Raw genomic sequence first — 22,890 nt, 5'->3', positions numbered from 1 at the left:
TTGCGGCCCTTTCGCGGCGCAAGGCCGCTCCTACAGGGGGTTGCGCGCCGCTGTAGGCGCGCGCTTGATCAAACCCTGGAACGGAACAGCTCCCGATGCTGCCGGCACTGCTCGGCCGTCAGCATGAACACGCCGTGCCCGCCGCGCTCGAATTCCAGCCAGGCGAAGTCCACCTCAGGGTACAGCGCCTCGACATGCACCTGGCTGTTGCCCACTTCGACGATCAACAAGCCCTTCTCGGTCAGGTGCTCGGCCGCTTCGGCGAGCATGCGCCGCACCAGGTCCAGGCCGTCGTTGCCGCAGGCCAGGCCCAGCTCGGGTTCGTGGTGGTACTCGGCCGGCATGTCGGCGAAATCTTCGGCATCGACGTACGGCGGGTTGGACAGGATCAGGTCGAAACGCTGCCCCGGCAGCCCGGCGAAGCCGTCGCCCTGCACGGTGTAGACCCGCTCTTCCAGGCCATGGCGTTCGATGTTCTGGTTGGCCACCTCCAGCGCCTCGAAGGACAGGTCGGCCAGCACCACCTCGGCGTCGGGGAACACGTCAGCGGCGACGATGCCGATGCACCCGGAGCCGGTGCACAGGTCGAGGATGCGCGCAGGTTCAGCCGCAAGCCAGGGTTCCAAGCGCTTCTCGAGCAGCTCGCCAATCGGCGAACGGGGCACCAGCACGCGCTCGTCGACCAGAAACGACATACCGCAGAACCACGCCTCGCCCAGCAGGTAGGCGGTCGGTACGCGGTCTTCGATACGGCGCTTGAGCAGATGCTGCAGGCGCACCCGCTCGTCATCTTCCAACTGGCAATCCAGGTAGCTGTCGGCCACTTCCCACGGCAAGTGCACGGCACCCAGCACCAGCAGGCGGGCTTCGTCCCAGGCGTTGTCGGCACCGTGGCCGAAGAACAACTCGTGCTCATGGAAGCGGCTGACCGCCCAGCGGATATGGTCGCGCAGGGTGCGCAGACGGGATGTGATCACGGGGGACTCCTTTTCAGACAGGACAAAAGTCTAACAGCCCACCGCCACAAATGTTCCCCCCGAATCCCCCGCCGGTAGCCAGAAGCCAGTAACCATGCCGCTTGCAATGTCAACCATTCACATTGTCGCCGTTGCAGGGGAGAATAGGTATACAAAAGCCCTACCCAAGGAGCCCTTGATGTCCGTTCCAACCACGATGTTCCGCCTCAGCGGCCGCGACTACCCGCCGGCCAAGCTGGGCCAAGCCAGCCTGATCATCATCGATGCGCAAAAGGAGTACCTCAGCGGTCCCCTGGCGCTCTCGGGCATGGACGAGGCCGTGGCCAACATCGCCCGGTTGCTCGACGCCGCACGCAAAGCCGGCCGTCCGATCATCCACGTCCGCCACCTGGGCACCGTTGGCGGCCTGTTCGACCCCCAGGGCGCCCGTGGCGAGTTCATCCCGGGCCTGGAGCCGCGCGAAGGCGAGATCATCATCGAAAAGCGCATGCCCAACGCGTTCAAGAACACCAAGCTGCACGAGACGCTGCAGGAGCTGGGCCACTTGGACCTGATCGTCTGCGGCTTCATGAGCCACTCCAGCGTCAGCACCACCGTGCGCCGCGCCAAGGACTATGGTTATCGTTGCACCCTGGTCGAGGATGCCTCCACCACCCGCGATCTGGCCTTCAAGGACACGGTCATCCCGGCCGCGCAGATCCACCAGTGCGAAATGGCCGTGATGGCCGACAACTTCGCCTGCGTCGCCCCGACCGCCAGCCTGATCTGAGGCGGAACCCAAGGGCCGACCCCAGGTCGAATTCCGGATACCCACAGAGGACATCGGAATGAAGCTCAAAGGCAGTTTCGACGCCAAGCGCCTGCGCCAGCGCGAACCGCGCAACTGGGGTGCGCGCCTGGCGGCCGGCCTGTCCGCCCTGGTGGCGACCCTGGGCATCCTTTTGGCCATGGCCGGCATTGCCGGCCTGTTGGGCAACTACGATGCCCTGGCCGAACTCAACGCCAACCGCCCCCTGGCCGTGACCCTCACGGTCGGGGGGCTGGTGTTGCTGTACCTGGGCGTGCGCTTCTGGCGCCGCAGCCGTATCCGCCTGCGCCGTGGGCACGGGCTGAACCTGGCGCCGCATCTGATGAAGAAGCACGACTGACGCCATGATCAGCGACGCCCCTGTAGGAGCGGCCTTGTGCCGCGAAAGGGGCGCGCAGCGGCCCCAACACTTTGTGCCATGACCCAGACCAGGGGCCGCTTCGCAGCCCTTTCGCGGCACAAGGCCGCTCCTACATGCGGGGGCGGTACTGACGCCCAAGGGGCGTTCGCGTAAACTACGCCGCCCACGTGGAGGCAGCATGCAAGACGACGACTTTTCCCTGTTCCAGGCCGAGATCCGCGGCGTGAAACCGATCAAGCACGACCGCGCCGATGTCGGCAAGCCCAAGGCTGACCGCAAGCAGTTGGCCGGCCTGCGCCAGGCCGCGACGGTGCGCAGCGACCAGCCCCTGGTGATCGACGGCTTGTCCGACCAGTTCGTCATCGACGTCGGCGCCGAAGACGAGCTGATGTGGCGTCGCGACGGCGTGCAGGAAAGCCAGATCCGCAAGCTCAAGCTGGGCCAGATCCCGTTCGAGGGCAGCCTCGACCTGCACGGCATGACCGTGGAGCGGGCTCGCGAGACCCTCTGGGACTTCATCGCCGAAGCCACCAAGCTCGAAGTGCGCTGCGTGCGCGTCACCCACGGCAAGGCCGCGCGCCTGGACGGCAAGCGCCCGATGATCAAGAGCCACGTCAACACCTGGCTGCGCCAGCACCCGCAAGTGCTCGGCTTCGCCTCCTGCCAGGCCCGCCACGGCGGCACGGGTGCGGTGTACGTGATGCTCAAGCGGACCATGCTCGAAGGCCGCGACGAGTGACGCCGCGCTTGCAGCATGGCCCTGGCCGCCGTACCCTTCGTCTTTGCGATTAATCCCCACAGGTAGATCCATGTCCCTGGAACAGAACTACACCGAGATCCTCAGCCAGCTCGGCGAGGACGTCTCCCGCGAAGGGCTGCTCGATACGCCCAAGCGGGCCGCAAAGGCCATGAAGTACCTTTGCCGCGGTTATGAACAAACCCTGGAAGAAGTCACCAACGGCGCGCTGTTCACCTCCGACAACAGCGAGATGGTGCTGGTCCGGGACATCGAGCTGTATTCGATGTGCGAACACCACATGCTGCCGTTCATCGGCAAGGCCCACGTGGCCTACCTGCCCCAGGGCAAGGTGCTGGGCCTGTCGAAGGTCGCCCGCATCGTCGACATGTATGCCCGCCGCCTGCAGATTCAGGAAAACCTCAGCCGCCAGATCGCCGAGGCCGTTGAAAAAGTCACCGGCGCCGCCGGCGTGGCCGTGGTGATCGAGGCCAAGCACATGTGCATGATGATGCGCGGTGTGGAAAAACAGAACTCGACCATGATTACCTCGGTGATGCTCGGCGCATTCCGCAGCAATGCAGCGACCCGCAGCGAGTTCCTCAGCCTGATCAAGTGATCGGCCGATGATTGCGAGCCGACCCTTGGGGGTCGGCTTTTTCATGTCTTCAGGAGTTGCCCATGATCGTCAAAGCCTTGCGGGTCGGCCTCGGCCAGCTCATCGTGTTCGGCGACTGGATCAGCCGCCCGGCCAAGCGCAAGCGCGACGCCGCGGCCCAGGCGCGTGTCGAGCAGGAGGCCAAGGGCCTCGCGCTGTACCAGTTCCATGCCTGCCCGTTTTGCGTCAAGACCCGTCGCACCCTGCACCGCCTGAATGTGCCGGTGCAATTGCGCGATGCGAAGAACGACCCGGTGCACCGCCAAGCCCTGCTCGAGGGCGGCGGCCGGGTGAAGGTGCCGTGCCTGCGGATCGAAGAAGCGGGCAAGGTGACCTGGATGTACGAGTCCAAGGACATCATCGCCTACCTGGACAAGCGGTTCTCGGCGATCTGACCAGCCTGCGAAGGCCTACACCGGCCCAATCGCCGGCAAGCCGGCTCCCACAGATGTGGACTGCTCCCCAAGGGTTGGATTTTTTGTCCAACTTCTTCGGAGCAGGCCAGATGTAGGAGCCGGCCTGCGAAGTGTGGGAGCCGGCTTGCCGGCGATTGGGCCGGTGCAGGTAACGAAGTGCCTGGGTCAATCGAGCATCGGCACATGCCGCGGATGGCTCGCCACCCGCGCCAGCCAGGCCCGCACCGCCGGGTACTCGGCCAGGTCGAACCCGCCCTGCTGGGCCACGTGGGTGTAGGCGTACAACGCCACATCGGCGATCGAATACTGGTCCCCCACCAGGTACGGCGTCATCTGCAGTTGCTTCTCCATCACCTTGAGCGCCTTGTAGCCGCCCTTGTGCAGCTTGCGGTACTCCTCCACGCGATCGTCCGGCAAGCCCAGGTAGAACTGGATGAAACGCGCCACGGCGATGTACGGCTCATGGCTGTACTGCTCGAAGAACTGCCACTGCAGCACCTGGGTGCGCAGGCGCGGTTCGCTGGGCAGGAACTCGCTGCCGTCGGCCAGGTAGTTGAGGATGGCGTTTGATTCCCACAGGCAGGTGCCATCCTCGAGCTGCAGCACCGGTACCTTGCCGTTGGGGTTCATGGCCAGAAACTCGGGCGTCTCGGTCTCACCCTTGAGAATATCCACCGGATGCCATGTGTAAGGGCGATCCAGCAGGTGCAGCATCAGCTTGATCTTGTAGCAGTTGCCCGACTGGTAATCCCCATAAACCTTGTACATCACCCCTTCCCTCTCGTGCAGTTGCGCAATCGTGCCCAATAGTTGGCGACTGTACGGCTAAATGCAATGGTTGCTGTATTGCAAGCATTGCGCCGGGTCACGGTACGCTGAAAAAACTGCTTACACGTTTACAAGGACTTTCCCATGACCGATGCCACCTCCGCGCCGTTGCGCCCCCTGGCAGACAGTTCCCCGTCGGCGATCGTCGCCGGCTTCATCGCCATGCTCACCGGCTATACCAGTTCCTTGGTGCTGATGTTCCAGGCCGGCCAGGCTGCGGGCTTGACCAATGCGCAGATCTCCTCGTGGATCTGGGCCCTGTCGATCGGCATGGCGGTGTGCAGCATCGGCTTGTCGCTGCGCTACCGCACGCCAGTGACCATTGCCTGGTCGACCCCAGGCGCGGCACTGCTGATCACCAGCCTGGGCGGGGTGAGCTATGGCGAGGCTATCGGCGCGTACATCACCTGCGCGGTGCTGGTGCTGATCTGCGGCCTGACCGGCAGCTTCGAACGCCTGGTGCGGCGTATCCCGGCGTCGCTGGCCTCGGCCTTGCTGGCCGGTATCCTGTTCAAGATCGGTAGCGAGATCTTCGTCGCCGCCCAGCACCGTACCGTGCTGGTGCTGGGCATGTTCTTCAGCTACCTGGTGGTCAAGCGCCTGTCGCCGCGCTATTGCGTGCTGGCCGCATTGCTGGTGGGCACGGCGCTGTCCGGCGCCCTGGGCCTGCTGGACTTCAGCGGCTTCCAGCTGGAGGTGGCCAAGCCTGTGTGGACCACCCCGAGCTTCTCGCTGGCGGCAACCATCAGCATCGGTATCCCGTTGTTCGTGGTGGCCATGACCTCGCAGAACATGCCCGGCGTCGCCGTGCTGCGCGCCGACGGCTACCAGGTGCCAGCCTCGCCGTTGATCTCGGCCACCGGCCTGGCCTCGCTGCTGCTGGCGCCGTTCGGCTCCCACGGCATCAACCTGGCGGCGATCAGCGCGGCGATCTGCACCGGGCCGCATGCCCATGAAGACCCGAGCAAGCGCTACACCGCGGCGGTGTGGTGCGGAATCTTCTACGGCATCGCCGGGGTGTTCGGGGCCACGTTGGCGGCGCTGTTTGCGGCCTTGCCCAAGGAGCTGGTGCTGTCGATCGCCGCGCTGGCGTTGTTCGGTTCGATCATGAACGGGTTGAGCGTGGCCATGGGCGAGGTGCGCGAGCGGGAGGCGGCGTTGATCACCTTCATGGTCACGGCCTCGGGGTTCACGCTGTTTTCCATCGGGTCGGCGTTCTGGGGGATTGTGGCGGGGGTGTTGACCTTGCTGATACTGAGCCCGCGCAAGGCCTGAGCCGAGCGGTGCCTGTACCGGCCCTATAGCCGGCAAGCCGGCTCCCACAGGTACTCCACGGGTCCTAAGAGCGGTGAGTATCCTGTGGGAGCCGGCTTGCCGGCGATAGGGCCGGTGCGGCAATTACAGCCGGAAGTGCCCCACCATCCCTTTCAGCTCATCGCCTAACTGCGCCAGCTCCACACTGGACCGGGCATTGTCCTGCATGGCCAACGCCGCCTGGTCGGCACTGCCGCGGATCTGCGTGACGCTGCGGCTGATTTCCTCGGCTACCGAACTTTGCTGCTCGGCCGCCGCAGCGATTTGTTGATTCATCTGCTGGATCAACGAAACCGCCGCGGCGATGCTGCCCAGGGCACTTTCGGTGTGCAGGGCATCGGCCACGGCCAAGCGCACCAGCTCGGTGCTGCCGCGAATCTGCGCCACCGACTGGGCGGCATTGCCGCGCAGGCTGGCGACCAGGCGCTCGATTTCTTCGGTGGACTGCCGGGTACGCCGGGCCAAGGCCCTTACTTCATCGGCCACCACCGCGAAACCACGGCCCTGCTCGCCCGCCCGAGCAGCTTCGATGGCGGCGTTGAGCGCCAGCAGGTTGGTCTGCTCGGCGACGCTCTTGATCACTTCGAGCACATCGCCAATGGTGTGAATTTCGTCGCTGAGGCTGTCGATGCCAGCGCTGGCCGTCTCCGCCGCCGCCGCCAATTGCTCGATGCGCTGCATGCTCTGGCGCACCACCTGCTGGCCAGACTCGACCTTCTCATCGGCGCTCTGCGCAGCCTGGGCCGCTTCTTCGGCATTGCGCGCCACATCGTGCACGGTGGCGGTCATCTGCTGCATGGCCGTGGCCACCTGCTCGGTTTCTTCCTTCTGGCTGCCGACCTCACGGTTGGTCTGCTCGGTCACCGCCGACAACGCCTGGGCATTGCCGGCCAGCTGCTCGATGCCCTGCTGCAGGCCGCTGACGATACCGGAAAGCCCCGCCGCCATCTGCTGCATGGCCAAGGTCAGCTGGCCAACTTCGTCACGCCGGGTGGTTTCGGTGTCGAGGGCCAGGTCGCCTGCGGCGATGCGCTGGGCGCGGGCGATCACGCGCTTGAGCGGGCCGACCACGGCGCGGGTGATCAGCCAGGCGGCCAGCACACCCACCAGCAATGCCAGGGCGGTGGCCAAGCCGATGGCGACGGCCTTGCGGGCCAGCTCGCCCTGCATGGCCTGCTCCTGGGCAGCGTAGGCTTGGTCGACCCGCGCGGTGACCTGCTCGGCGCGTGCCTGAAGCTGTGCCTTGATGCCCTGCTCCTTGGCCAGCAGGTCGGTGTACTCGTTGAGCTTTTCAGAGAAGCTGGCGATATGCCCGGCCACTTCGCCGAGCACGCTCTGGTAGCCGGTATCGGCCACCGAGCCCTTGAGCTGTTCGACCAACGCCCCGGCCTCGACGGTCTGGGCGATACGCCCCTCGTTGACCGCCTCCTCGCCTTTGCGCCCCTGCTCCAGGCGCACCCGCGCCTCGTCCATGGCCTGCAGCATCAGCCGCGACACCTGGGCCACCTGGCCGGCCTGTTCGAGGAATTCGCTGCCCTGCTGGCCCTGGGACTGCTTGAGGGTGTAGGTGCCGTCGTCGGCCAGGCCCATCTGCAGCACATCGAGGTTGTTGGCCACGCTGGACACCGACCAGCTGGCCATGTCCAGGGCCAGCTCCTTGGCCTGCACCGCTTCGACGAAGACATCGAAGGCCTGGCCATAGGCGGTGAGGTCGGCTTGGGCTGCGGCCAGGGCAGGCAGGCTGCCGGCGCGTTCGACCAGGCTCTGCAGGTCGTTGCGCAGGGCTTCGGCTTCCTTGATGTCCGAACGCAGGGCGAAGGATTGCTCGTGCTGGCGCAGCTTGAGCAGGTCGGTGTTGAACTGGCTCATCTGGCGCAGGCTGTCGAAGCGCTGGCCGACGCCGTGGAGGGCGAAGAGACCGATGGCGGCGACCGCCAGCGTCAGCAGCAGGACCAGCGCAAAGCCCAGGCCGAGCTTGCGGGCCATGCCCAGGTTGGCCAGAACACCGTGTTGGGTTGCCCTCATTGCCTTTTCCCCCTGAGTTCGAGGGCCGCTGTGCGGCCCATCGCGGGGCAAGCCCGCGCCTACAGGGATCGCGCCCTCCTGTAGGAGCGGCCTTGTGCCGCGATGGCTGCAAAGCAGCCCTTTTTATTCAGCCAAGAGTGGCAACACCCACCCCTCACCCACAAGACCCGGCCACCACAATGGTGTCAAATAGCTATGACCGTGTCGCTTTCAGCTTGCTGAAGGTCGCCCTGCGTACCGAAAGAACGCCTGGGCGCGCGGGTCCTGCCCGTAGGCGACGTTGATGCGCAGCCAATCGCTGGGCGCGCCCTCAGGGTCGAAGGCGCTGCCCGGGGTCAACAGCACCGCGTGTTCCAAGGCGATGCGCTCCAGGCTGGCGAAGCCTCGCCCCGGCGACCGGGCCCAGACGAACATGCCGCCGTAGGGCTCGCAGAACACCTCCCAGCCGAACGCCTCCAGTTGCCCCAGCACCTTGGCCATGTGCTGCCCCAGGCGTACCCGCAGGCGCTGCACGCTCTTGCGGTAGCTGCCATTGGCGAGCATCTGCCCCACCACCTGCTCGGCGAAGCGCGAGGTGCCGATACCGGTGACCATCTTCAATTCGGCCAGGCGGGCAACCAGCGCGGCATCGGCCACCAGGTAGCCGACCCGCAGGGAACTGCTCAAGGTCTTGGAGAAGCTGGCCATGTAGATCACCCGCTGCTCGCTGTCGAGGGTCGCCAGGCGGGTGGCCGGGCCGTCCTGGAAGTCGGCGTAGAGGTCGTCCTCGATGATCCGCAGGTCATGTTCCCGCGCCAGTTCCAGCAGGCGATAGGCGACCTTGGGGGTCAGGCTGGTGCCGGTCGGGTTGTGGTACAGGCTGTTGATGAACAGGCAACGCGGGCGATGCTCGGCCAGCAGGCGCTCGAGGGCCGCCAGGTCCGGGCCGCTGGCCGTGCGCGGCACCGGCAGCATGCGCACCTGGTGCTGACGCAGCAGGTTGAACAGGTTGTAGTAGCCGGGGCTTTCCACCAGCACCGCATCGCCCGGGCGCAACAGGGTGCGCACCAGCAGGTCGAGGGCATGGCTGGCGCCCTGGGTGGTGAGGATGCGCTCCGGGCCAGCCGGGATGTCCAGGCGTGCCAGGCGCTTGTGCAACTGCTGGCGCAGGCTGGCCAAGCCCAGGGGTGGGCAATAGTCGAACAGGTCTTCTACGCTGCCGCGGCTGACCTGGCGGATGGCCTGGGCCAGCTCGGTGTGGGCGCGCCAGGCGCCCGGCAGCCAGCCGCAGCCGAGCTTGAGCAGTTCACCATGCCCTTCGCGGAATTGGCGCCAGCTGCCGTCGCCGGCCTCGCCCCAGGGTTGGGCATCTTCGACCTCGAGCCCGGGTTTGCGCTCGGCAACGAAAAAACCGGTGCCGTGGCGCGCCTCCAGCCAGCCACTGGTGACCAGGCGGTCGTAGGCCTCGATCACGCAGGATGCGCTGACCGCCAATGTGCGCGCCTGGGTGCGAATGGAAGGCAGGCGGGCGCCGGGGCGCAGGCGTTGGCGTTCGATCCAGGCTTGGAGCTGGTCGGTGAGCTGTTGCACCAGGGGGGTGGTGGATTGGCGGTCCAGGTGGATGGGCATGGCAAGTGTTCGCTGATTTTGTGCGAACAGTTAAGCATAAATGGGGTGGGAGTGTGCCTTGTGGATGGCAGGGGCTGGGGGCACTGTTGTGTTCAACGGCCCAATCGCCGGCAAGCCGGCTCTCATAAGGGCCCGCAAAATCAAAGAGTTATACGTTGCTTTGTGGGGGCCGGCCGGCGATTGCGCCCATACAGACAACCAAGGATGCCAAGATGCCCACCCGCTCAGCCCCGGCCCGCCTGGCCTTCGCCCTCTGCCTGATCACCCTGGCGGTCAATCTCCAGGCCCCTTTGTACATCGCCTATGCCGACCTCTCCGGCCAAGGCGCGGCCGCCACCGCCGTGGCCTTCTCCGGCTACGTGCTAGGCGTGCTGCCGGTGTTGCTAGCCCTCGGCGGCCTGGCCGACCGCATCGGCCGGCGCCCGCTGATCCTCGCCGCCCTGGCCCTGTCGATGGTCGCCACCGTGCTGATGCTGTTGGCACCCGGCCTGCAGACCCTGGGCATCGCTCGCCTGTTCCTTGGGCTTGGCACCGGCCTGGCCTCGGCGACCGCCACCGCTTACATGGGAGAACTCATGGCCGGCGGCGATACCAGCCGCGCCGCCAACTGGGTCACCGCCAGCACCTCCCTGGGCTTCGGCCTTGGCGCTGCACTGACCAGCCTGTTCCTGTTAAGCGGCCCGACCCTGACGCCCGGCAGCTTCCATCTGCAGCTGGCCCTCGCCGCCCTCGCCCTGGCGCTCGTCTGGCGCCTGCCCGACCCACGCCCTGCGCAACGCAGCGCCATGCTGCGCCTGCCTTTCTACCCCGCCGGCAGCCTGGCCTATGGCCTGGCCATCCTGCTGGCGTGGGCCTGTGTCGGGCTGGTGATCGCCTTGCTGCCCGGCATCCTGCGACAACACGGCCTGAGCGCTTGGTCAGGGTTCTCCACCTTCTGCGTGATCAGCTGCGGCTTGCTGTTCCAGCCCATGGCCCGCCGCCTGCCCAGCGCCCGCGCCACTCTGCTGGGGCTCGTGATCCTGCCGTGCAGCTATGCCCTTCTGGCGTGGGGCGCCGACAGCGGGCACTTGGTGGCCGTGCTGGCCGGCGCGGTGGCGGCCAGCAGCGCGTGCTACGGGTTCATCTACCTGGGTGGGCTGGCGGCGGTGAACCACCTGGCTGGCGCCGAGAAAACCCGTGCCAGTGCCGGGTTCTTCCTGCTGGCCTACCTCGGGTTCAGTTTGCCGGTGATCGTTACCGGAGTGCTCAGTGACCGGCTCGGTTCGCGTATGGCGCTGGTGGTGTTTGGCGCTGCGTTGGTGGTGGGATGCGTGGCGGTTGGAGTGGCGTTGATGATGTCGAGTGGGAGCGGGCTTGCCCCGCGATCAAGGGCGAAGCCCTTGCCAAACCACCGCGAAAGCAGGCCAGGCCCAATCGCGGGACAAGCGCGCTCCCACAACGTCGAACGACGCCCACGAAGGTTATAGACGGGCGCATGTAAATTAAAATTTGCACCACAAAGGTGAAATAACTGTAATATTACAAAGAGTAATGGCATTTTGATACTTACAAGGATGTAGCGTGGTCCGCACTACCCCAGAATGGTCCAATGACTTTCCGCATGTCGTGAAGCACCAACGCACCACTCTGCATTTCAAAGCCCCTCTGCGTCCCCATACCCGACATGCTCTCGAGCGGTTGATCGACCAGGCCAGCCGCAGCAAACGCATCAGCACGCCTCTCGATTGCCCGGAGCGAGCATTCTTCACCAAGCGTGAAAAGCTCGACTCACTGAAGAAGAAATGGCGCGTGCAAAGAGGTCGCCCAAAACGCAATGGCATGTTCGATTGGCCGCTCGAAGAACTGATCAACACGCAGGAGGCTTCGCGACGCGGCGCTCGTGTACCACCTTTGGTAGGGTATGGCTATAGCCGCTCCAAGCTCGGGCTGGTGCAGGACCTGTTCCTGATTACCCAACACTTGGATGAATATCATGATGGGCTGGCCTTACTGCGCCAGAGCCCAGAGGCGATCGACAACATAATCCAGGCCGCTTTCGAATTGCTGCACGCTCTCCATCGCCTGGGCATTACTCATATGGACCTATGGGCTGCCAATATCATGTTGCCCACCCGACCTGACGCCCAGCCCCAAGCCATCGATCTGGAAAATAGCTTCCACGTTCCGACAGACTTTCTTGGTGAAACGCTGGGCTTCCAGTTCGGATTCTTCTATTTCCGCGAAGTCTATCGCTACATCACCGAAGCCGATTACGACACCCAGGTGGAACAAGCCCTCTCACAATATTTTCCCCATATCGACCGGGAGGCATTCGAGCGGGTGTACCAGATTGCCAAGCACCAGGACATCGGACGATTGGAGCGTCGCGATATCTTTCTCACAGGCACCGTCAACGCCCAGTACTGATTCTTAGATCGCCATAGCCCCACCATCCACCGCCAGGCTATGCCCCGTGGTGAACGCCGCCCCATCGCTGCACAAATACAACACCGCACTGGCAATCTCCTCCACCTTGCCGATGCGCCCCACCGGGTGCATCGCCGCGGCGAACTCTGCTTTGCGTGGGTCCGCCTCGTAGGCACGGCGGAACATGTCGGTGTCGATCACCGCCGGGCACACCGCATTCACCCGGATGCCCTTCTTGGCGTATTCGATCGCCGCGGACTTGGTCAGGCCGATCACCGCATGCTTGGAGGCGCTGTAGATGCTCATCTTCGGTGCAGCCCCCAGCCCTGCCACCGAGGCCGTATTGACGATGGCCCCACCGCCCGCGGCAAGCATCAGGGGCAGCTGGTATTTCATGCACAGCCACACGCCCTTGACGTTCACGCCCATGATCGCGTCGAACTCCGCCTCGCTGCCCTCGGCCAGGCGGCCCTTCTCGATCTCGATGCCGGCGTTGTTGAAGGCATAGTCCAGGCGACCATAGGCTTCGATGACCTGCTCATGCAGCGCGCGCACCTCGCTCTCACGGGTAACGTCGCAGGCCAGGAACAGCGCTTGCCCGCCTGCCTCGCGAATCAGCGCCACCGTCGCCTCGCCAGCTGGCCCATCGCGGTCGGCCACCACCACCTTCAAACCTTCGCCAGCGAACGCCAATGCCGTCGCCCGGCCTATACCCGCCCCGCCGCCGGTGACCAGGGCAACCTGGCCGGAAAAGGTCATGCTCATTGCTGGCTCCTGCATGCTGATTGTTGTGCAGGGAGTCTAGACAGATCGTGTAGCGGCTGGGCAGCAGGATCAGCCGGGTGGATCGGGGTGTATTTACAGAGGCTGTGGTGCTTGATCCGAAGAGCGCCTGGGGCTATCAAGTGGGTTGAACTGAAGAATCGTGTAGCCCCCATCGCGGGACAAGCCCGCTCCCACAGGGCTCAGCATCATCCCTGGGGCTTGCCCCGCGATTGGGCCCGCACTGCCAACCCGAGCCGAAGGGAACCTCTCATGTCCCACACCAACCGCCGCTTCCTGCTGACCCGCCGCCCCGTCGGCGCCGTACGCCGCGATGACTTCACCTACGAACAGGTGCCCGCCGCTGAGCCCGCCGAAGGCCAGGTGCTGGTCAAGAACCTCTACCTTTCCTTGGACCCCGCCATGCGCGGCTGGATGAACGAAGGCAAGTCCTACATCCCGCCCGTGGCTCTGGGCCAGGTGATGCGCGCCCTGGGCGTCGGCGAAGTGATCGCCTCCAGGCACCCCGACTTCCAGCCTGGCGACCACGTCAACGGCCCGCTCGGCGTGCAGGACTATTTCACCGGCGAACCCCAGGGCCTGTACAAGATCGACCCACGCCTGGCACCCCTGCCCCGCTACCTCTCGGCCCTGGGCATGACCGGCATGACCGCCTACTTCGCCCTGCTCGACGTCGGCCAGCCCAAGGCCGGCGACACCGTGGTCATCTCCGGCGCCGCCGGTGCGGTCGGTAGCATTGCCGGGCAGATCGCCAAGCTCAAGGGCTGCCGCGTGGTCGGCATCGCCGGTGGCGAAGAAAAATGCCGCTACCTCAAGGACGAACTCGGCTTCGACGGCGTCATCGACTACAAGGCCGAGGACGTACTGGCCGGCCTCAAGCGCGAATGCCCCAACGGTGTGGACGTGTATTTCGACAACGTCGGCGGCGACATCCTCGACGCCGTGCTCAGCCGCCTGAACTTCAAGGCCCGCGTGGTCATCTGCGGTGCTATCAGCCAGTACAACAACAAGGAAGCCGTCAAAGGCCCGGCCAACTACCTGTCGCTGTTGGTCAACCGCGCGCGGATGGAAGGCTTCGTGGTGCTGGACTACGCCAAGGAATATGGCAAGGCCGCCCAGGAGATCGCCGGCTGGCTGGCCAGTGGCGAAGTGAAGAGCAAGGAAGATGTGGTAGACGGGTTGGAGACCTTCCCGGAGACGCTGCTCAAGCTGTTCAGCGGGGAGAATTTCGGGAAGCTTGTGCTCAAGGTTTGAGGTATGTGCCCGTCAATGCCGGCCTAATCGCGGGACAAGCCCGCTCCCACACGGACCCAGTCGGCCGCAGCTTCTATGGCAGGCACCCTACCTGGGGAGATTTCCCAACACCATAGACTGCGCTGTCGCGCACAGAACAAGCGGCCAGCACTGATCCCCTGTGGGAGCCGGCTTGCCGGCGATTGGGCCGCAAAGCGGCCCCAACCTCAAATCAACCGCGAATCTCAGCCACCACCACAGGGACCAGTCTGCCGCAGGTTTTATGGCAGGCCCCTACCTGGGGAGATTTCCCAACACCATAGACTGCGCTGTCGCGAAGAGAACAAGCGGCTAGCACTGGTCCCCCTGTGGGAGCGGGCTTGTCCCGCGATCAAGGGCGAAGCCCTTGCCAGGCGACGGTGATATCGAGCCCGGCCTAATCGCGGGTCAAGCGGCCAACACTGAACCCCTGTGGGAGCCGGCTTGCCGGCGATTGGGCCGCAAAGCGGCCCCAACCTCAAATCAACCGCGAATCTCAGCCACCACCGCGGCCAACGCCTGCGCCGGGTCCGCCGCCTGGCTGATCGGCCGCCCGATCACCAAATAATCCGACCCCGCATCCAGCGCCTGACGCGGCGTCAGGATTCGCCGTTGGTCATCCTGCGCACTGCCCGCCGGGCGAATGCCCGGGGTCACCAACTGCAGCGACGGATGCGCCGCCTTCAACGCCGGAGCCTCCAGCGCCGAACACACCAAGCCATCCATCCCCGCCTTCTCGGCCAGGGCCGCCAAGCGCAGCACCTGCTCCTGTGGGTCGACATCCAAACCGATACCGGCCAGGTCCTCACGCTCCATGCTGGTCAGCACGGTCACGCCGATCAACAACGGCTGCGGCCCGCTACGCTTGGCCAGCTCTTCACGGCAGGTCGCCATCATGCGCAGGCCACCGGAGCAGTGCACGTTCACCATCCACACCCCCATCTCGGCCGCTGCCTTGACCGCCATCGCCGTGGTGTTGGGAATGTCGTGGAACTTGAGGTCGAGGAACACCTCGAAGCCCTTCTGGCACAGGGTCTCGACGATCCCCGAGGCGCTGCTGGTGAACAGCTCCTTGCCGACCTTCACCCGGCACAGGGCTGGATCGAGCTGGTCAGCCAGCTTCAGGGCGGCCTCACGGGTAGGGAAATCCAGGGCGACGATCAGGGGCGTCTGGCAGGCGGACATGGGCAGGGTCTCTTGGCAAGTCGAAAACGGCGCGCATTGTAAACGAAGTGGCGCCACCTTTGGGGGCCACGGCTCACGAGAATTGGCCCGGCACCCGGCCGCTCCTATAATTGAACCAACGGATACGCGGCAGGCTCGAAACTGAAGGAGCGCTGCCCTCCACGGTCTGCAAGGAGAACATCATGCCCTGGTATGCCTGGTTGATATTGATCATAGCCCTTGGCTCGATCGTGGGTGGCCTGTTGCTGCTGCGCGACACAGCCAAGAAACTGCCCCTGACCGAAGAGCAGTTGAAGAAGATCCATGAACGCAATGCCGAAATGGACGCCAAAGAGGCGAAAGACCGCTGATACTCCTTGATGGCCGACCCTACGGACCGGCCATCACCCCTATCGGTTACTCCGCGACCACCAGCTTGTCTCGGTTGCGCTCGAGCAGCGCATTGCCGATGCCCTTGATTTCCAGCAGCTCGTCTACCGACGTGAACGGCCCATGGGCCTCGCGGTAGGCCACGATCGCCTCTGCCTTGGCCCTGCCGATGCCGTTGAGCTCCTTTTGCAGAGTCAGGGCGTCGGCTGTGTTCAGGTCGAGCTTGGCAGGTTTGGCGTCCACCACCGAAGTGGCCACCTGGGTGGCGGCGAGCTCGGTGACAGGCGCGGTGGTGGGGTTGGGCGCGGCGCTGAGCGAGAAGGACAGGCCGGTGAACAGCGGGAGCAGCAGGTAGGAAAGGATGGTGTTGCGCATTGGGTGGCACTCCTGTGAGGTTGAATGACGAGGCAGCATTTCCTGGCTGCCGGACACAACTTAGCCGTTCAGGAGGCGGTGGGATAGCGGTGCGTGAGGGGGAATAGTAACGAGATTTAGACGTTACGGCGTGTGTCCCACTTCCTGGGGAATGGTCCTACAGGAAGTGGGAGCGAAGCGCTTTGAATCAGTAGATCTTTTCTTGCAGCAAACGCTTCAAGTACTGGCCATAGCCATTCTTGGCCAACGGCGCAGCCAGGGCTTCGAGCTGCTCGGCACCGATCCAGCCCTGGCGGAATGCGACTTCTTCAGGGCAGGCCACCTTCAAGCCTTGGCGCCGCTCGATGGTGGCGATGTATTGGCTCGCCTCCAGCAGCGAATCATGGGTACCGGTATCCAACCAGGCGTAGCCGCGCCCCATGATTTCCACGGACAGACTGTTACGCTCCAGATAGATGCGGTTCACATCGGTGATTTCCAGCTCACCACGAGGGGACGGCTTGATGCCTTTGGCGATCTCGACCACGTCCTGATCGTAGAAATACAGCCCCGTCACGGCATAGCTGGATTTCGGCTGGGCAGGCTTTTCTTCGAGGCTGATCGCCTTGCCAGCCGCGTCGAATTCGACCACACCATAACGCTCCGGGTCATGCACGTGATAGGCGAACACGCTGGCGCCACTGCTGCGCTTGCCGGCATTGGCCAACAAATGCTGGAAGTCATGGCCGTAGTAGATGTTGTCGCCCAGCACCAGTGCCGACGGATCGTTGCCGATGAAATTTTCGCCAATGATGAACGCCTGCGCCAAGCCATCAGGAGACGGCTGTACCGCATACGAAATATTCAGGCCCCACTGCCCACCGTCCCCCAGCAACTGCTCGAAGCGTGGGGTGTCCTGTGGAGTGGAAATGATCAGGATGTCCCGAATTCCCGCCAACATCAGTGTGGTCAGCGGGTAATAGATCATCGGCTTGTCATAGACAGGCAGCAACTGCTTGGAAATCGCCAGAGTCGCAGGGTGCAGGCGAGTACCCGAGCCACCCGCCAAAATGATGCCTTTACGTTTCATTGCCGTTATTTCCCTTGTATTTCCGTCAGCATCCGTGCCACACCCTGTTGCCATTCAGGAAGCCGCAGGCCGAAAGCTTTCTCAAGTTTATGTGTATCGAGACGCGAGTTGGCAGGACGCTTGGCCGGTGTTGGGTAGGCGTCGGTCGTCAATGCATTGACCGCTTCGGCAGACACCTTCAGCGCCACACCGGCAGCTGCCGCCTGCTCCAGCACAAAACGGGCGTAGCCACACCAGGTGGTCTCCCCTGCTGCAGCCAGATGATAGAGCCCAGATAACGCAGCATCACGACGGGTCGCGACAATTGCGTGCGCAGTTACGTCAGCGATCAGTTCAGCCCCTGTAGGCGCGCCGAACTGGTCATCGATGACGCCCAGAGTGTCGCGCTCCGAAGCCAATCGCAGCATGGTCCGAGCGAAGTTATTGCCGCGCGCGGCGTACACCCAGCAAGTACGGAAGACCAGATGCTTGCAGCCTGAGGCTTGTATCGCCTGCTCGCCCGCCAGCTTGCTCTGGCCGTACACGTTGAGCGGCCCTACATCGTCCGTCTCCCGCCAAGGCGTCACGCCCTGCCCAGGGAACACATAGTCGGTGGAATAGTGCACCAGCAACGCCCCGGAGGCCGCCGCCGCCTCTGCCAGCACGCCAACGGCCTCGGCATTGACCCGGAAGGCTTGCTCACGCTCGGACTCGGCCTTGTCTACCGCCGTGTAGGCGGCGGCATTGACGATCACGTCAGGCGCCCAGTCCTGTACGGTGCGGGCAAGGCCTGGCAGATCGGCCAGGTCACCACAATAGCCTTCACTGCGGGAATTGAGTGCCAGCACCTCGCCCAGCGGCGCCAGGCTACGCTGCAGCTCCCAGCCAACCTGGCCATCTTTGCCTAGCAGCAGGATCTTCATGCGTTGCGCCCGCTGTAGTTCTTCTCGACCCAGTCACGGTAGTTGCCGGACTGCACGTTCTCGACCCACTGCCAGTTGTCCAAGTACCACTGCACGGTCTTGCGAATACCGGTCTCGAAGGTTTCCGCCGGCTTCCAGCCCAGGTCACGCTCGAGTTTACGAGCATCGATGGCGTAACGACGGTCATGCCCCGGGCGATCGGTCACGAAGCTGATCTGCTCGCTGTAGGCCTTGCCGTCTGCACGAGGGCGCAACTCATCGAGCAAGGCGCAAACGCGATTGACGATCTCCAGGTTCGGCTTCTCGTTCCAGCCACCGACGTTGTACACCTCCCCCACCTTGCCCGCTTCCAGCACACGGCGGATGGCGCTGCAGTGGTCTTTGACGTACAGCCAGTCACGGATCTGCTGGCCGTCGCCATACACCGGCAGCGCTTTGCCGCCCAGGGCGTTGACGATCATCAGAGGAATGAGCTTCTCGGGGAAATGGTACGGGCCATAGTTGTTGGAGCAATTGGTGGTCAGCACCGGCAGGCCGTAGGTGTGGTGATAGGCGCGAACCAAATGGTCGCTCGCAGCCTTGCTCGCCGAGTACGGGCTGTTGGGCTCGTACTGGTGCTTTTCAGTGAAGGCTGGCTCGTCGGCAGCCAGGGAACCGTAGACCTCGTCAGTGGAAACGTGCAGGAAACGGAACGCCTGCTGGGCATCGCCGTCGAGGCCCTTCCAGTGGCCACGTACCGCTTCGAGCAGGCGGAAGGTGCCGACGATATTGGTCTGGATGAAATCCTCGGGGCCGTGGATCGAGCGGTCTACATGGGATTCGGCAGCGAAATTGATCACCGCTCGTGGCTTGTGCTCAGCCAACAGACGCTGCACCAACTCGAAGTCGCCGATGTCACCCTGCACGAACTGGTGCTGGGGGTTACCCTCCAGGCTCGCAAGGTTCTGCAGGTTGCCTGCGTAGGTGAGCTTGTCTAGGTTGACCACCGGCTCATCCGATTGAGCCACCCAGTCCAGTACGAAATTTGCGCCGATGAAGCCGGCTCCGCCGGTTACCAAGATAGTCATTTTTCAGATCTTCAGTTGTTTCGCGAGAGGGATGACGGGACTTCCTTGCGCCCAACCACTGGGCTTAACGTCCTGCTGACGGCCGTCTTCTTATAGACCCCGAAGGGTCTCAACGTGCGTACGTCTGGTCATGATTCGGCGGAGGGTATAGCTCGGGAGCTGAGCGCCTCACAGGCAGAATTGTACCTTGAACAGCACGGGAATGTTGAATCCAGGACGTACAAACCGTCCTTGCTCAAGCACAGACCTGAAGGTCTGGCCTCTATTGCTGGATGACGGCTGAGCAGTCCGCAGAACAACTAATTCAATCGAATGCATCCGCTTCTGCCAAAGACTTCCCAAGCTTGTCCTTGTCGGATAGCAAAGGCTCCTCGACCAGTGGCCAGTGAATGGCAACTTGTGGATCATTCCAAGCCAGGCAACGTTCGTAATCAGGGGCGTAGTAGTCCGTGGTCTTATAGAGGAACTCAGCAGTTTCGGAGAGTACGATGAAACCGTGTGCAAAACCTTCTGGCACCCAAAGTTGATGCTTGTTTTCCGCAGACAGATGGGCGCCCACCCAATGTCCGAAGGTTGGGGAGGATCGGCGCATATCGACAGCAACATCGAAGACTTCACCCTCCACTACACGGACGAGCTTCCCCTGAGCGTTCTGGATCTGGTAATGCAGACCACGTAGCACGCCTTTGGCGGAACGGGAGTGGTTGTCTTGTACAAACCTTACTGTTTTACCTACAGCGTCTTCGAAGACGCGTTGGTTGAAGCTTTCGAAGAAAAAGCCTCTCGCATCGCCGAATATCCTAGGCTCAAACAGAATCACATCAGGAATCGTTAAAGGTGTTGATTTCATAAAATAACCTTAAAAATTTCCCAAACTTAATATAGCCCGCAAGCCCCATAACCAATCACAATGTTTGATCGCCTTTCTTACTGCGCGAACGACTTGCAACAGGGTGCGAGCTCGAAACAACCGCCAAAATTATACCAACCGGAAGCCAAAATACCGACCAATAGTCTCCAGGACGAGTATAAATCCGCTCAACATCTGTAAGCATGGCTATCAGCGCAAAAACAAGTGCGGGCGCAGCAAGCTTTATCCAGAAATTATCACGAAACTGCCATGCCTTCCAAAAAAGAGTAAAAACACCAAGAAAGAGAAAGAGCAGCGATATTAAGCCACTATCAAAAATTTGTTGCAAATATAAACTATGAGCGTGAGGTGAAACAGCCCAGCCATTGGCCCAGGCGTAATGAAACGGAGTTCCAAGACCATGCCCTATTAGCCAATACCCCGGCATTACATCCAAATAGTAGTTCCAAATATTTTCACGCCCAGTAAGACCTCTTTCGGCAACCTCAAAAACGAGAGTATCCCAGTATAAAAAAACCAACGCAGTGGAGCATAGAACGGCTAGAAACAAAACAACCCAACCACGTCGGCTATTGTGAAGAGCAACGCTAATCGTGGTAGCGATTGCCAGAGCAACCCAAGCTCCCCGAGCATATGTCAAAAGCAAATAAATACTAAGCACACCAAAAACAAGAAGCCAGAAAAAAAACCTCTTCAAGGAGGCTTCTTTCTCAATCGAAGCCCCTAACGCCCAAACAGCGATAGCCCCGTGAAAAATACCAGCGGCAACCGGCCACCCATAGTTAGCATAATCACCAAATCCGAGCCTATCAATTCTGAACCCCCTATAAGCCAACGTTTTACCCAAAAAACCATATTGATAAACTATACTTACCAAAGCGCCCAGAGCCACGACGAAAATGGAAAAAAACAATGCTTTGCGCAACAAATTTTCATCACGCGACCACAATAAATATAACGCAACCAAATAGAGAGCTATGTATACCCCTCGCTTAATTAGCGAAAGTCCCTCGACATCCGCACTGGTCGCCCATAGCGAGCTAATTCCAACCCAGATTAAAAATAGGGCCCACGGAAGATAAAAAAAAGACACACTAACACAAGAGCGCCTAAAGATTTTATAGGATACCCAGACCAACGCAGGAAGAAGCAGCCAAATATATACCTGGGTATTTCTGGCGCTCCCAGAAGGAATCCAAACCTTCCCAGACACCAAAACAAAGAGCCCTACCGCTAAAAAACCAGCAAGAACCGTTTGCCATACATGCTTCTTGAAAACCATATCACCCCTCGCCAAAGCAAGCATCTAAAACGCGTTCTTATTAACGAAACCTTTAAAAACAGTTAGGAAAATAATTTTTAAATCCAACCACAGAGACCAATTATCAATATACCAGAGATCATACTCAACCCGTTTCTGCATTTTGTCCAACGTGTCGGTCTCACCGCGAAACCCGCTGACTTGTGCCCAACCCGTGATCCCTGGTTTTACCTTGTGTCGTTGCATATATGACTCAACAAGATCTTTATAATGCTCGTTATGGGCAAGGGCATGAGGACGGGGGCCAACAATAGACATACGCCCTTGTAGAACGTTAAAGAACTGCGGGAGTTCGTCAAGGCTCGTACGACGCAAGAAAGCCCCCACCTTTGTTACTCGGGCATCGTTACGCCTAGCTTGAGTCACCCCGCCTTCACTATGCACGACCATAGAGCGAAACTTATAAACCTTAAATACCTTACCATTTATTCCCGTTCGATACTGTTTAAACAACACAGGCCCGGGAGAGGTAAGCCTTACAGCCGCAGCAATAAAAATACAAACAGGTAGTATTGCAAGACTAATAATACTGCCTATCACCAAATCCTCAAGACGCTTAACCAGCTGCGCAAAGCCATCAATGGGAGTACAACTCAAATCTAGAGAGTACAGGCCTGCAATATAGCTAACCTTGTGATTTAAAAGTCGGATATCCCCCCACTCAGGAATAAATCTAACGGCGACCGTGTGGTGCCGCAATGCATAAAGAACATCTGGAATCCTCCCCCCGTCTGCTAGAGAAAGACATAACCAAACCTCATGAATACCTAACTCGTCTACCTTTTCGACCAGTGAATCCAACCAATGATCACTATTGGCAAACGGGAGATTTGCAGCGATCCTAAATCCCTCTTCATCTAGAGACTGCCCAGCATTAAGCTGACCTGCTGAGGCCCCTCCCGAACCTATTAATAAAACTGATTTGAGATTTCGCCCCTTGCCTCGCAGACGACGCAGAATGAAAAAAACGGAAAGCCGAAAGAGCAAACACAATATGCCCCCCGAGAAAAACATTAAACTAAACCAGATACGTGAATAGTCTTCTGAAACCTTCAAAAAAAATGCTAATGAAAGCAAGCACCCTGCGGCCATACCCCAGCAAACAATTAGTATACCAAGCTGGCGCCACAACGACCTTCCACGTTGCGACCCATAAACCCCACCAAGGGCAAGAAATAGGACCACAAAAATAGCGGCCAACATAGTGGCTGTGTTATATTTACCAGGCATGTTCACATGCTGAAATCGGTACTCATACGCAAAAAATGCCGCACCAATAACTATTAGCATATCTAATAAAGCGATAACAACAGCTACCGGGTAACGCTCTGCGAAAGTTGGTCGATACATACGCTTGACTTGCATTATATGTTAGGCCTAAATCTTTTTAATATTAAGACATTGTTTTAGCCATGCTTTGAAAATCACAACAAGACCAACCAGCCGCATAAATCCACCCAACCCATAAATATCTCCATATATAATTAACTCTGCGCCAGACCTTCTGCTATATATGATACCCAGTCTTAGACGAGCTCC

At 61.3% G+C, this 22,890-nt stretch carries 23 protein-coding genes and 1 pseudogene; 10 read left to right on the top strand and 14 right to left on the bottom strand.

Annotated elements, in window-relative coordinates; all coding sequences use genetic code 11:
* Positions 1-68: 68 nt before the first annotated feature.
* A complete protein-coding gene (gene prmB / locus IRZ56_RS15795) occupies positions 69-977 on the bottom strand; it encodes a 50S ribosomal protein L3 N(5)-glutamine methyltransferase (protein ID WP_196145782.1) in 909 nt (302 codons plus the stop codon).
* A gap of 178 nt (positions 978-1,155) precedes the next feature.
* On the opposite strand from prmB, the gene IRZ56_RS15790 reads away from it, so the two are divergent.
* From IRZ56_RS15790 to IRZ56_RS15770, 5 genes are all read left to right on the top strand, one after another.
* Positions 1,156-1,746: a cysteine hydrolase family protein gene (locus IRZ56_RS15790; protein WP_196145781.1), complete on the top strand. Its 591-nt coding sequence runs from the start codon at positions 1,156-1,158 to the stop codon at positions 1,744-1,746.
* 58 nt (positions 1,747-1,804) lie between these two features.
* Positions 1,805-2,125, top strand: coding sequence for a hypothetical protein (locus tag IRZ56_RS15785; RefSeq protein WP_084854952.1), 321 nt, complete (start codon positions 1,805-1,807; stop codon positions 2,123-2,125).
* Between the two features lie 199 nt (positions 2,126-2,324).
* A complete protein-coding gene (locus IRZ56_RS15780) occupies positions 2,325-2,885 on the top strand; it encodes a Smr/MutS family protein (RefSeq protein WP_196145780.1) in 561 nt (186 codons plus the stop codon).
* Positions 2,886-2,955: 70 nt separating this feature from the next.
* Positions 2,956-3,501, top strand: coding sequence for a GTP cyclohydrolase I FolE (folE, locus tag IRZ56_RS15775; RefSeq protein WP_196145779.1), 546 nt, complete (start codon positions 2,956-2,958; stop codon positions 3,499-3,501).
* A 62-nt stretch (positions 3,502-3,563) separates the two neighbouring features.
* Positions 3,564-3,935: a glutaredoxin family protein gene (locus tag IRZ56_RS15770; RefSeq protein WP_084854949.1), complete on the top strand. Its 372-nt coding sequence runs from the start codon at positions 3,564-3,566 to the stop codon at positions 3,933-3,935.
* A gap of 186 nt (positions 3,936-4,121) precedes the next feature.
* Here the strand turns inward: IRZ56_RS15770 and IRZ56_RS15765 are convergent, their stop codons facing one another.
* Positions 4,122-4,724, bottom strand: coding sequence for a glutathione S-transferase family protein (locus IRZ56_RS15765; protein WP_196145778.1), 603 nt, complete (start codon positions 4,722-4,724; stop codon positions 4,122-4,124).
* Between the two features lie 144 nt (positions 4,725-4,868).
* Here IRZ56_RS15765 and IRZ56_RS15760 point away from each other — a divergent pair, with 144 nt between their 5' ends.
* Positions 4,869-6,059 carry a benzoate/H(+) symporter BenE family transporter gene (locus IRZ56_RS15760; RefSeq protein ID WP_196145777.1) on the top strand — a complete coding sequence of 397 codons (1,191 nt, stop codon included), beginning with the start codon at positions 4,869-4,871 and terminating at the stop codon, positions 6,057-6,059.
* A gap of 123 nt (positions 6,060-6,182) precedes the next feature.
* Here IRZ56_RS15760 and IRZ56_RS23525 read toward each other — a convergent pair whose 3' ends face one another.
* The 3 genes and pseudogenes from IRZ56_RS23525 to IRZ56_RS15750 form a co-directional block, all read right to left on the bottom strand.
* Positions 6,183-7,046 (bottom strand): methyl-accepting chemotaxis protein, encoded by an 864-nt coding sequence (locus tag IRZ56_RS23525; RefSeq protein WP_419182934.1) that lies wholly within the window; start codon positions 7,044-7,046, stop codon positions 6,183-6,185.
* Positions 7,044-7,268 (bottom strand): annotated as a pseudogene (locus IRZ56_RS23520) (HAMP domain-containing protein); the annotation flags it as partial. The pseudogene IRZ56_RS23520 and the gene IRZ56_RS23525, both read right to left, overlap by 3 nt.
* 1,065 nt (positions 7,269-8,333) lie before the next feature.
* The gene (locus IRZ56_RS15750) at positions 8,334-9,731 is read right to left on the bottom strand and encodes a PLP-dependent aminotransferase family protein (RefSeq protein ID WP_196145775.1); all 1,398 of its coding nucleotides are present in this window, start codon (positions 9,729-9,731) and stop codon (positions 8,334-8,336) included.
* Between the two features lie 212 nt (positions 9,732-9,943).
* On the opposite strand from IRZ56_RS15750, the gene IRZ56_RS15745 reads away from it, so the two are divergent.
* Together IRZ56_RS15745 and IRZ56_RS15740 are read left to right on the top strand one after the other, a co-directional pair.
* The gene (locus IRZ56_RS15745) at positions 9,944-11,197 is read left to right on the top strand and encodes an MFS transporter (protein WP_196145774.1); all 1,254 of its coding nucleotides are present in this window, start codon (positions 9,944-9,946) and stop codon (positions 11,195-11,197) included.
* A 94-nt stretch (positions 11,198-11,291) separates the two neighbouring features.
* Positions 11,292-12,137, top strand: a complete 846-nt coding sequence (locus IRZ56_RS15740) for a lipopolysaccharide kinase InaA family protein (RefSeq protein ID WP_196145773.1) — start codon at positions 11,292-11,294, stop codon at positions 12,135-12,137.
* A gap of 3 nt (positions 12,138-12,140) precedes the next feature.
* Here the strand turns inward: IRZ56_RS15740 and IRZ56_RS15735 are convergent, their stop codons facing one another.
* The gene (locus IRZ56_RS15735; protein ID WP_196145772.1) at positions 12,141-12,902 is read right to left on the bottom strand and encodes an SDR family oxidoreductase; all 762 of its coding nucleotides are present in this window, start codon (positions 12,900-12,902) and stop codon (positions 12,141-12,143) included.
* Between the two features lie 270 nt (positions 12,903-13,172).
* On the opposite strand from IRZ56_RS15735, the gene IRZ56_RS15730 reads away from it, so the two are divergent.
* Positions 13,173-14,174: an NADP-dependent oxidoreductase gene (locus IRZ56_RS15730; RefSeq protein WP_196145771.1), complete on the top strand. Its 1,002-nt coding sequence runs from the start codon at positions 13,173-13,175 to the stop codon at positions 14,172-14,174.
* Between the two features lie 501 nt (positions 14,175-14,675).
* Here the strand turns inward: IRZ56_RS15730 and pyrF are convergent.
* Positions 14,676-15,377, bottom strand: a complete 702-nt coding sequence (gene pyrF / locus IRZ56_RS15725; RefSeq protein WP_196145770.1) for an orotidine-5'-phosphate decarboxylase — start codon at positions 15,375-15,377, stop codon at positions 14,676-14,678.
* Between the two features lie 182 nt (positions 15,378-15,559).
* On the opposite strand from pyrF, the gene IRZ56_RS15720 reads away from it, so the two are divergent.
* Entirely contained in the window at positions 15,560-15,727 is a 168-nt protein-coding gene (locus IRZ56_RS15720; RefSeq protein ID WP_084854939.1) for a DUF2897 family protein, read from the top strand.
* 46 nt (positions 15,728-15,773) lie between these two features.
* Here IRZ56_RS15720 and IRZ56_RS15715 read toward each other — a convergent pair whose 3' ends face one another.
* From IRZ56_RS15715 to IRZ56_RS15685, 7 genes are all read right to left on the bottom strand, one after another.
* On the bottom strand, positions 15,774-16,121 hold the full coding sequence (locus IRZ56_RS15715; RefSeq protein WP_196145769.1) for a ComEA family DNA-binding protein: 348 nt from the start codon (positions 16,119-16,121) through the stop codon (positions 15,774-15,776).
* Between the two features lie 187 nt (positions 16,122-16,308).
* Positions 16,309-17,190, bottom strand: coding sequence for a glucose-1-phosphate thymidylyltransferase RfbA (gene rfbA / locus IRZ56_RS15710; protein ID WP_196145768.1), 882 nt, complete (start codon positions 17,188-17,190; stop codon positions 16,309-16,311).
* A 5-nt stretch (positions 17,191-17,195) separates the two neighbouring features.
* Positions 17,196-18,092, bottom strand: a complete 897-nt coding sequence (gene rfbD, locus IRZ56_RS15705) for a dTDP-4-dehydrorhamnose reductase (protein WP_196145767.1) — start codon at positions 18,090-18,092, stop codon at positions 17,196-17,198.
* A complete protein-coding gene (rfbB, locus tag IRZ56_RS15700) occupies positions 18,089-19,159 on the bottom strand; it encodes a dTDP-glucose 4,6-dehydratase (protein WP_196145766.1) in 1,071 nt (356 codons plus the stop codon). The genes rfbD and rfbB overlap by 4 nt, the downstream gene beginning before the upstream one ends.
* A gap of 304 nt (positions 19,160-19,463) precedes the next feature.
* On the bottom strand, positions 19,464-20,009 hold the full coding sequence (gene rfbC, locus IRZ56_RS15695; protein ID WP_196145765.1) for a dTDP-4-dehydrorhamnose 3,5-epimerase: 546 nt from the start codon (positions 20,007-20,009) through the stop codon (positions 19,464-19,466).
* A 55-nt stretch (positions 20,010-20,064) separates the two neighbouring features.
* Positions 20,065-21,312 carry an O-antigen ligase family protein gene (locus IRZ56_RS15690; protein WP_196145764.1) on the bottom strand — a complete coding sequence of 416 codons (1,248 nt, stop codon included), beginning with the start codon at positions 21,310-21,312 and terminating at the stop codon, positions 20,065-20,067.
* Between the two features lie 24 nt (positions 21,313-21,336).
* On the bottom strand, positions 21,337-22,716 hold the full coding sequence (locus tag IRZ56_RS15685; protein WP_230381222.1) for an undecaprenyl-phosphate glucose phosphotransferase: 1,380 nt from the start codon (positions 22,714-22,716) through the stop codon (positions 21,337-21,339).
* Positions 22,717-22,890: the final 174 nt, after the last annotated feature.

It is taken from the genome of Pseudomonas guariconensis (genome assembly GCF_015680235.1).
Classification (GTDB): domain Bacteria; phylum Pseudomonadota; class Gammaproteobacteria; order Pseudomonadales; family Pseudomonadaceae; genus Aquipseudomonas; species Aquipseudomonas guariconensis_A.
This window is presented reverse-complemented; position numbering and strand designations above follow the sequence as displayed.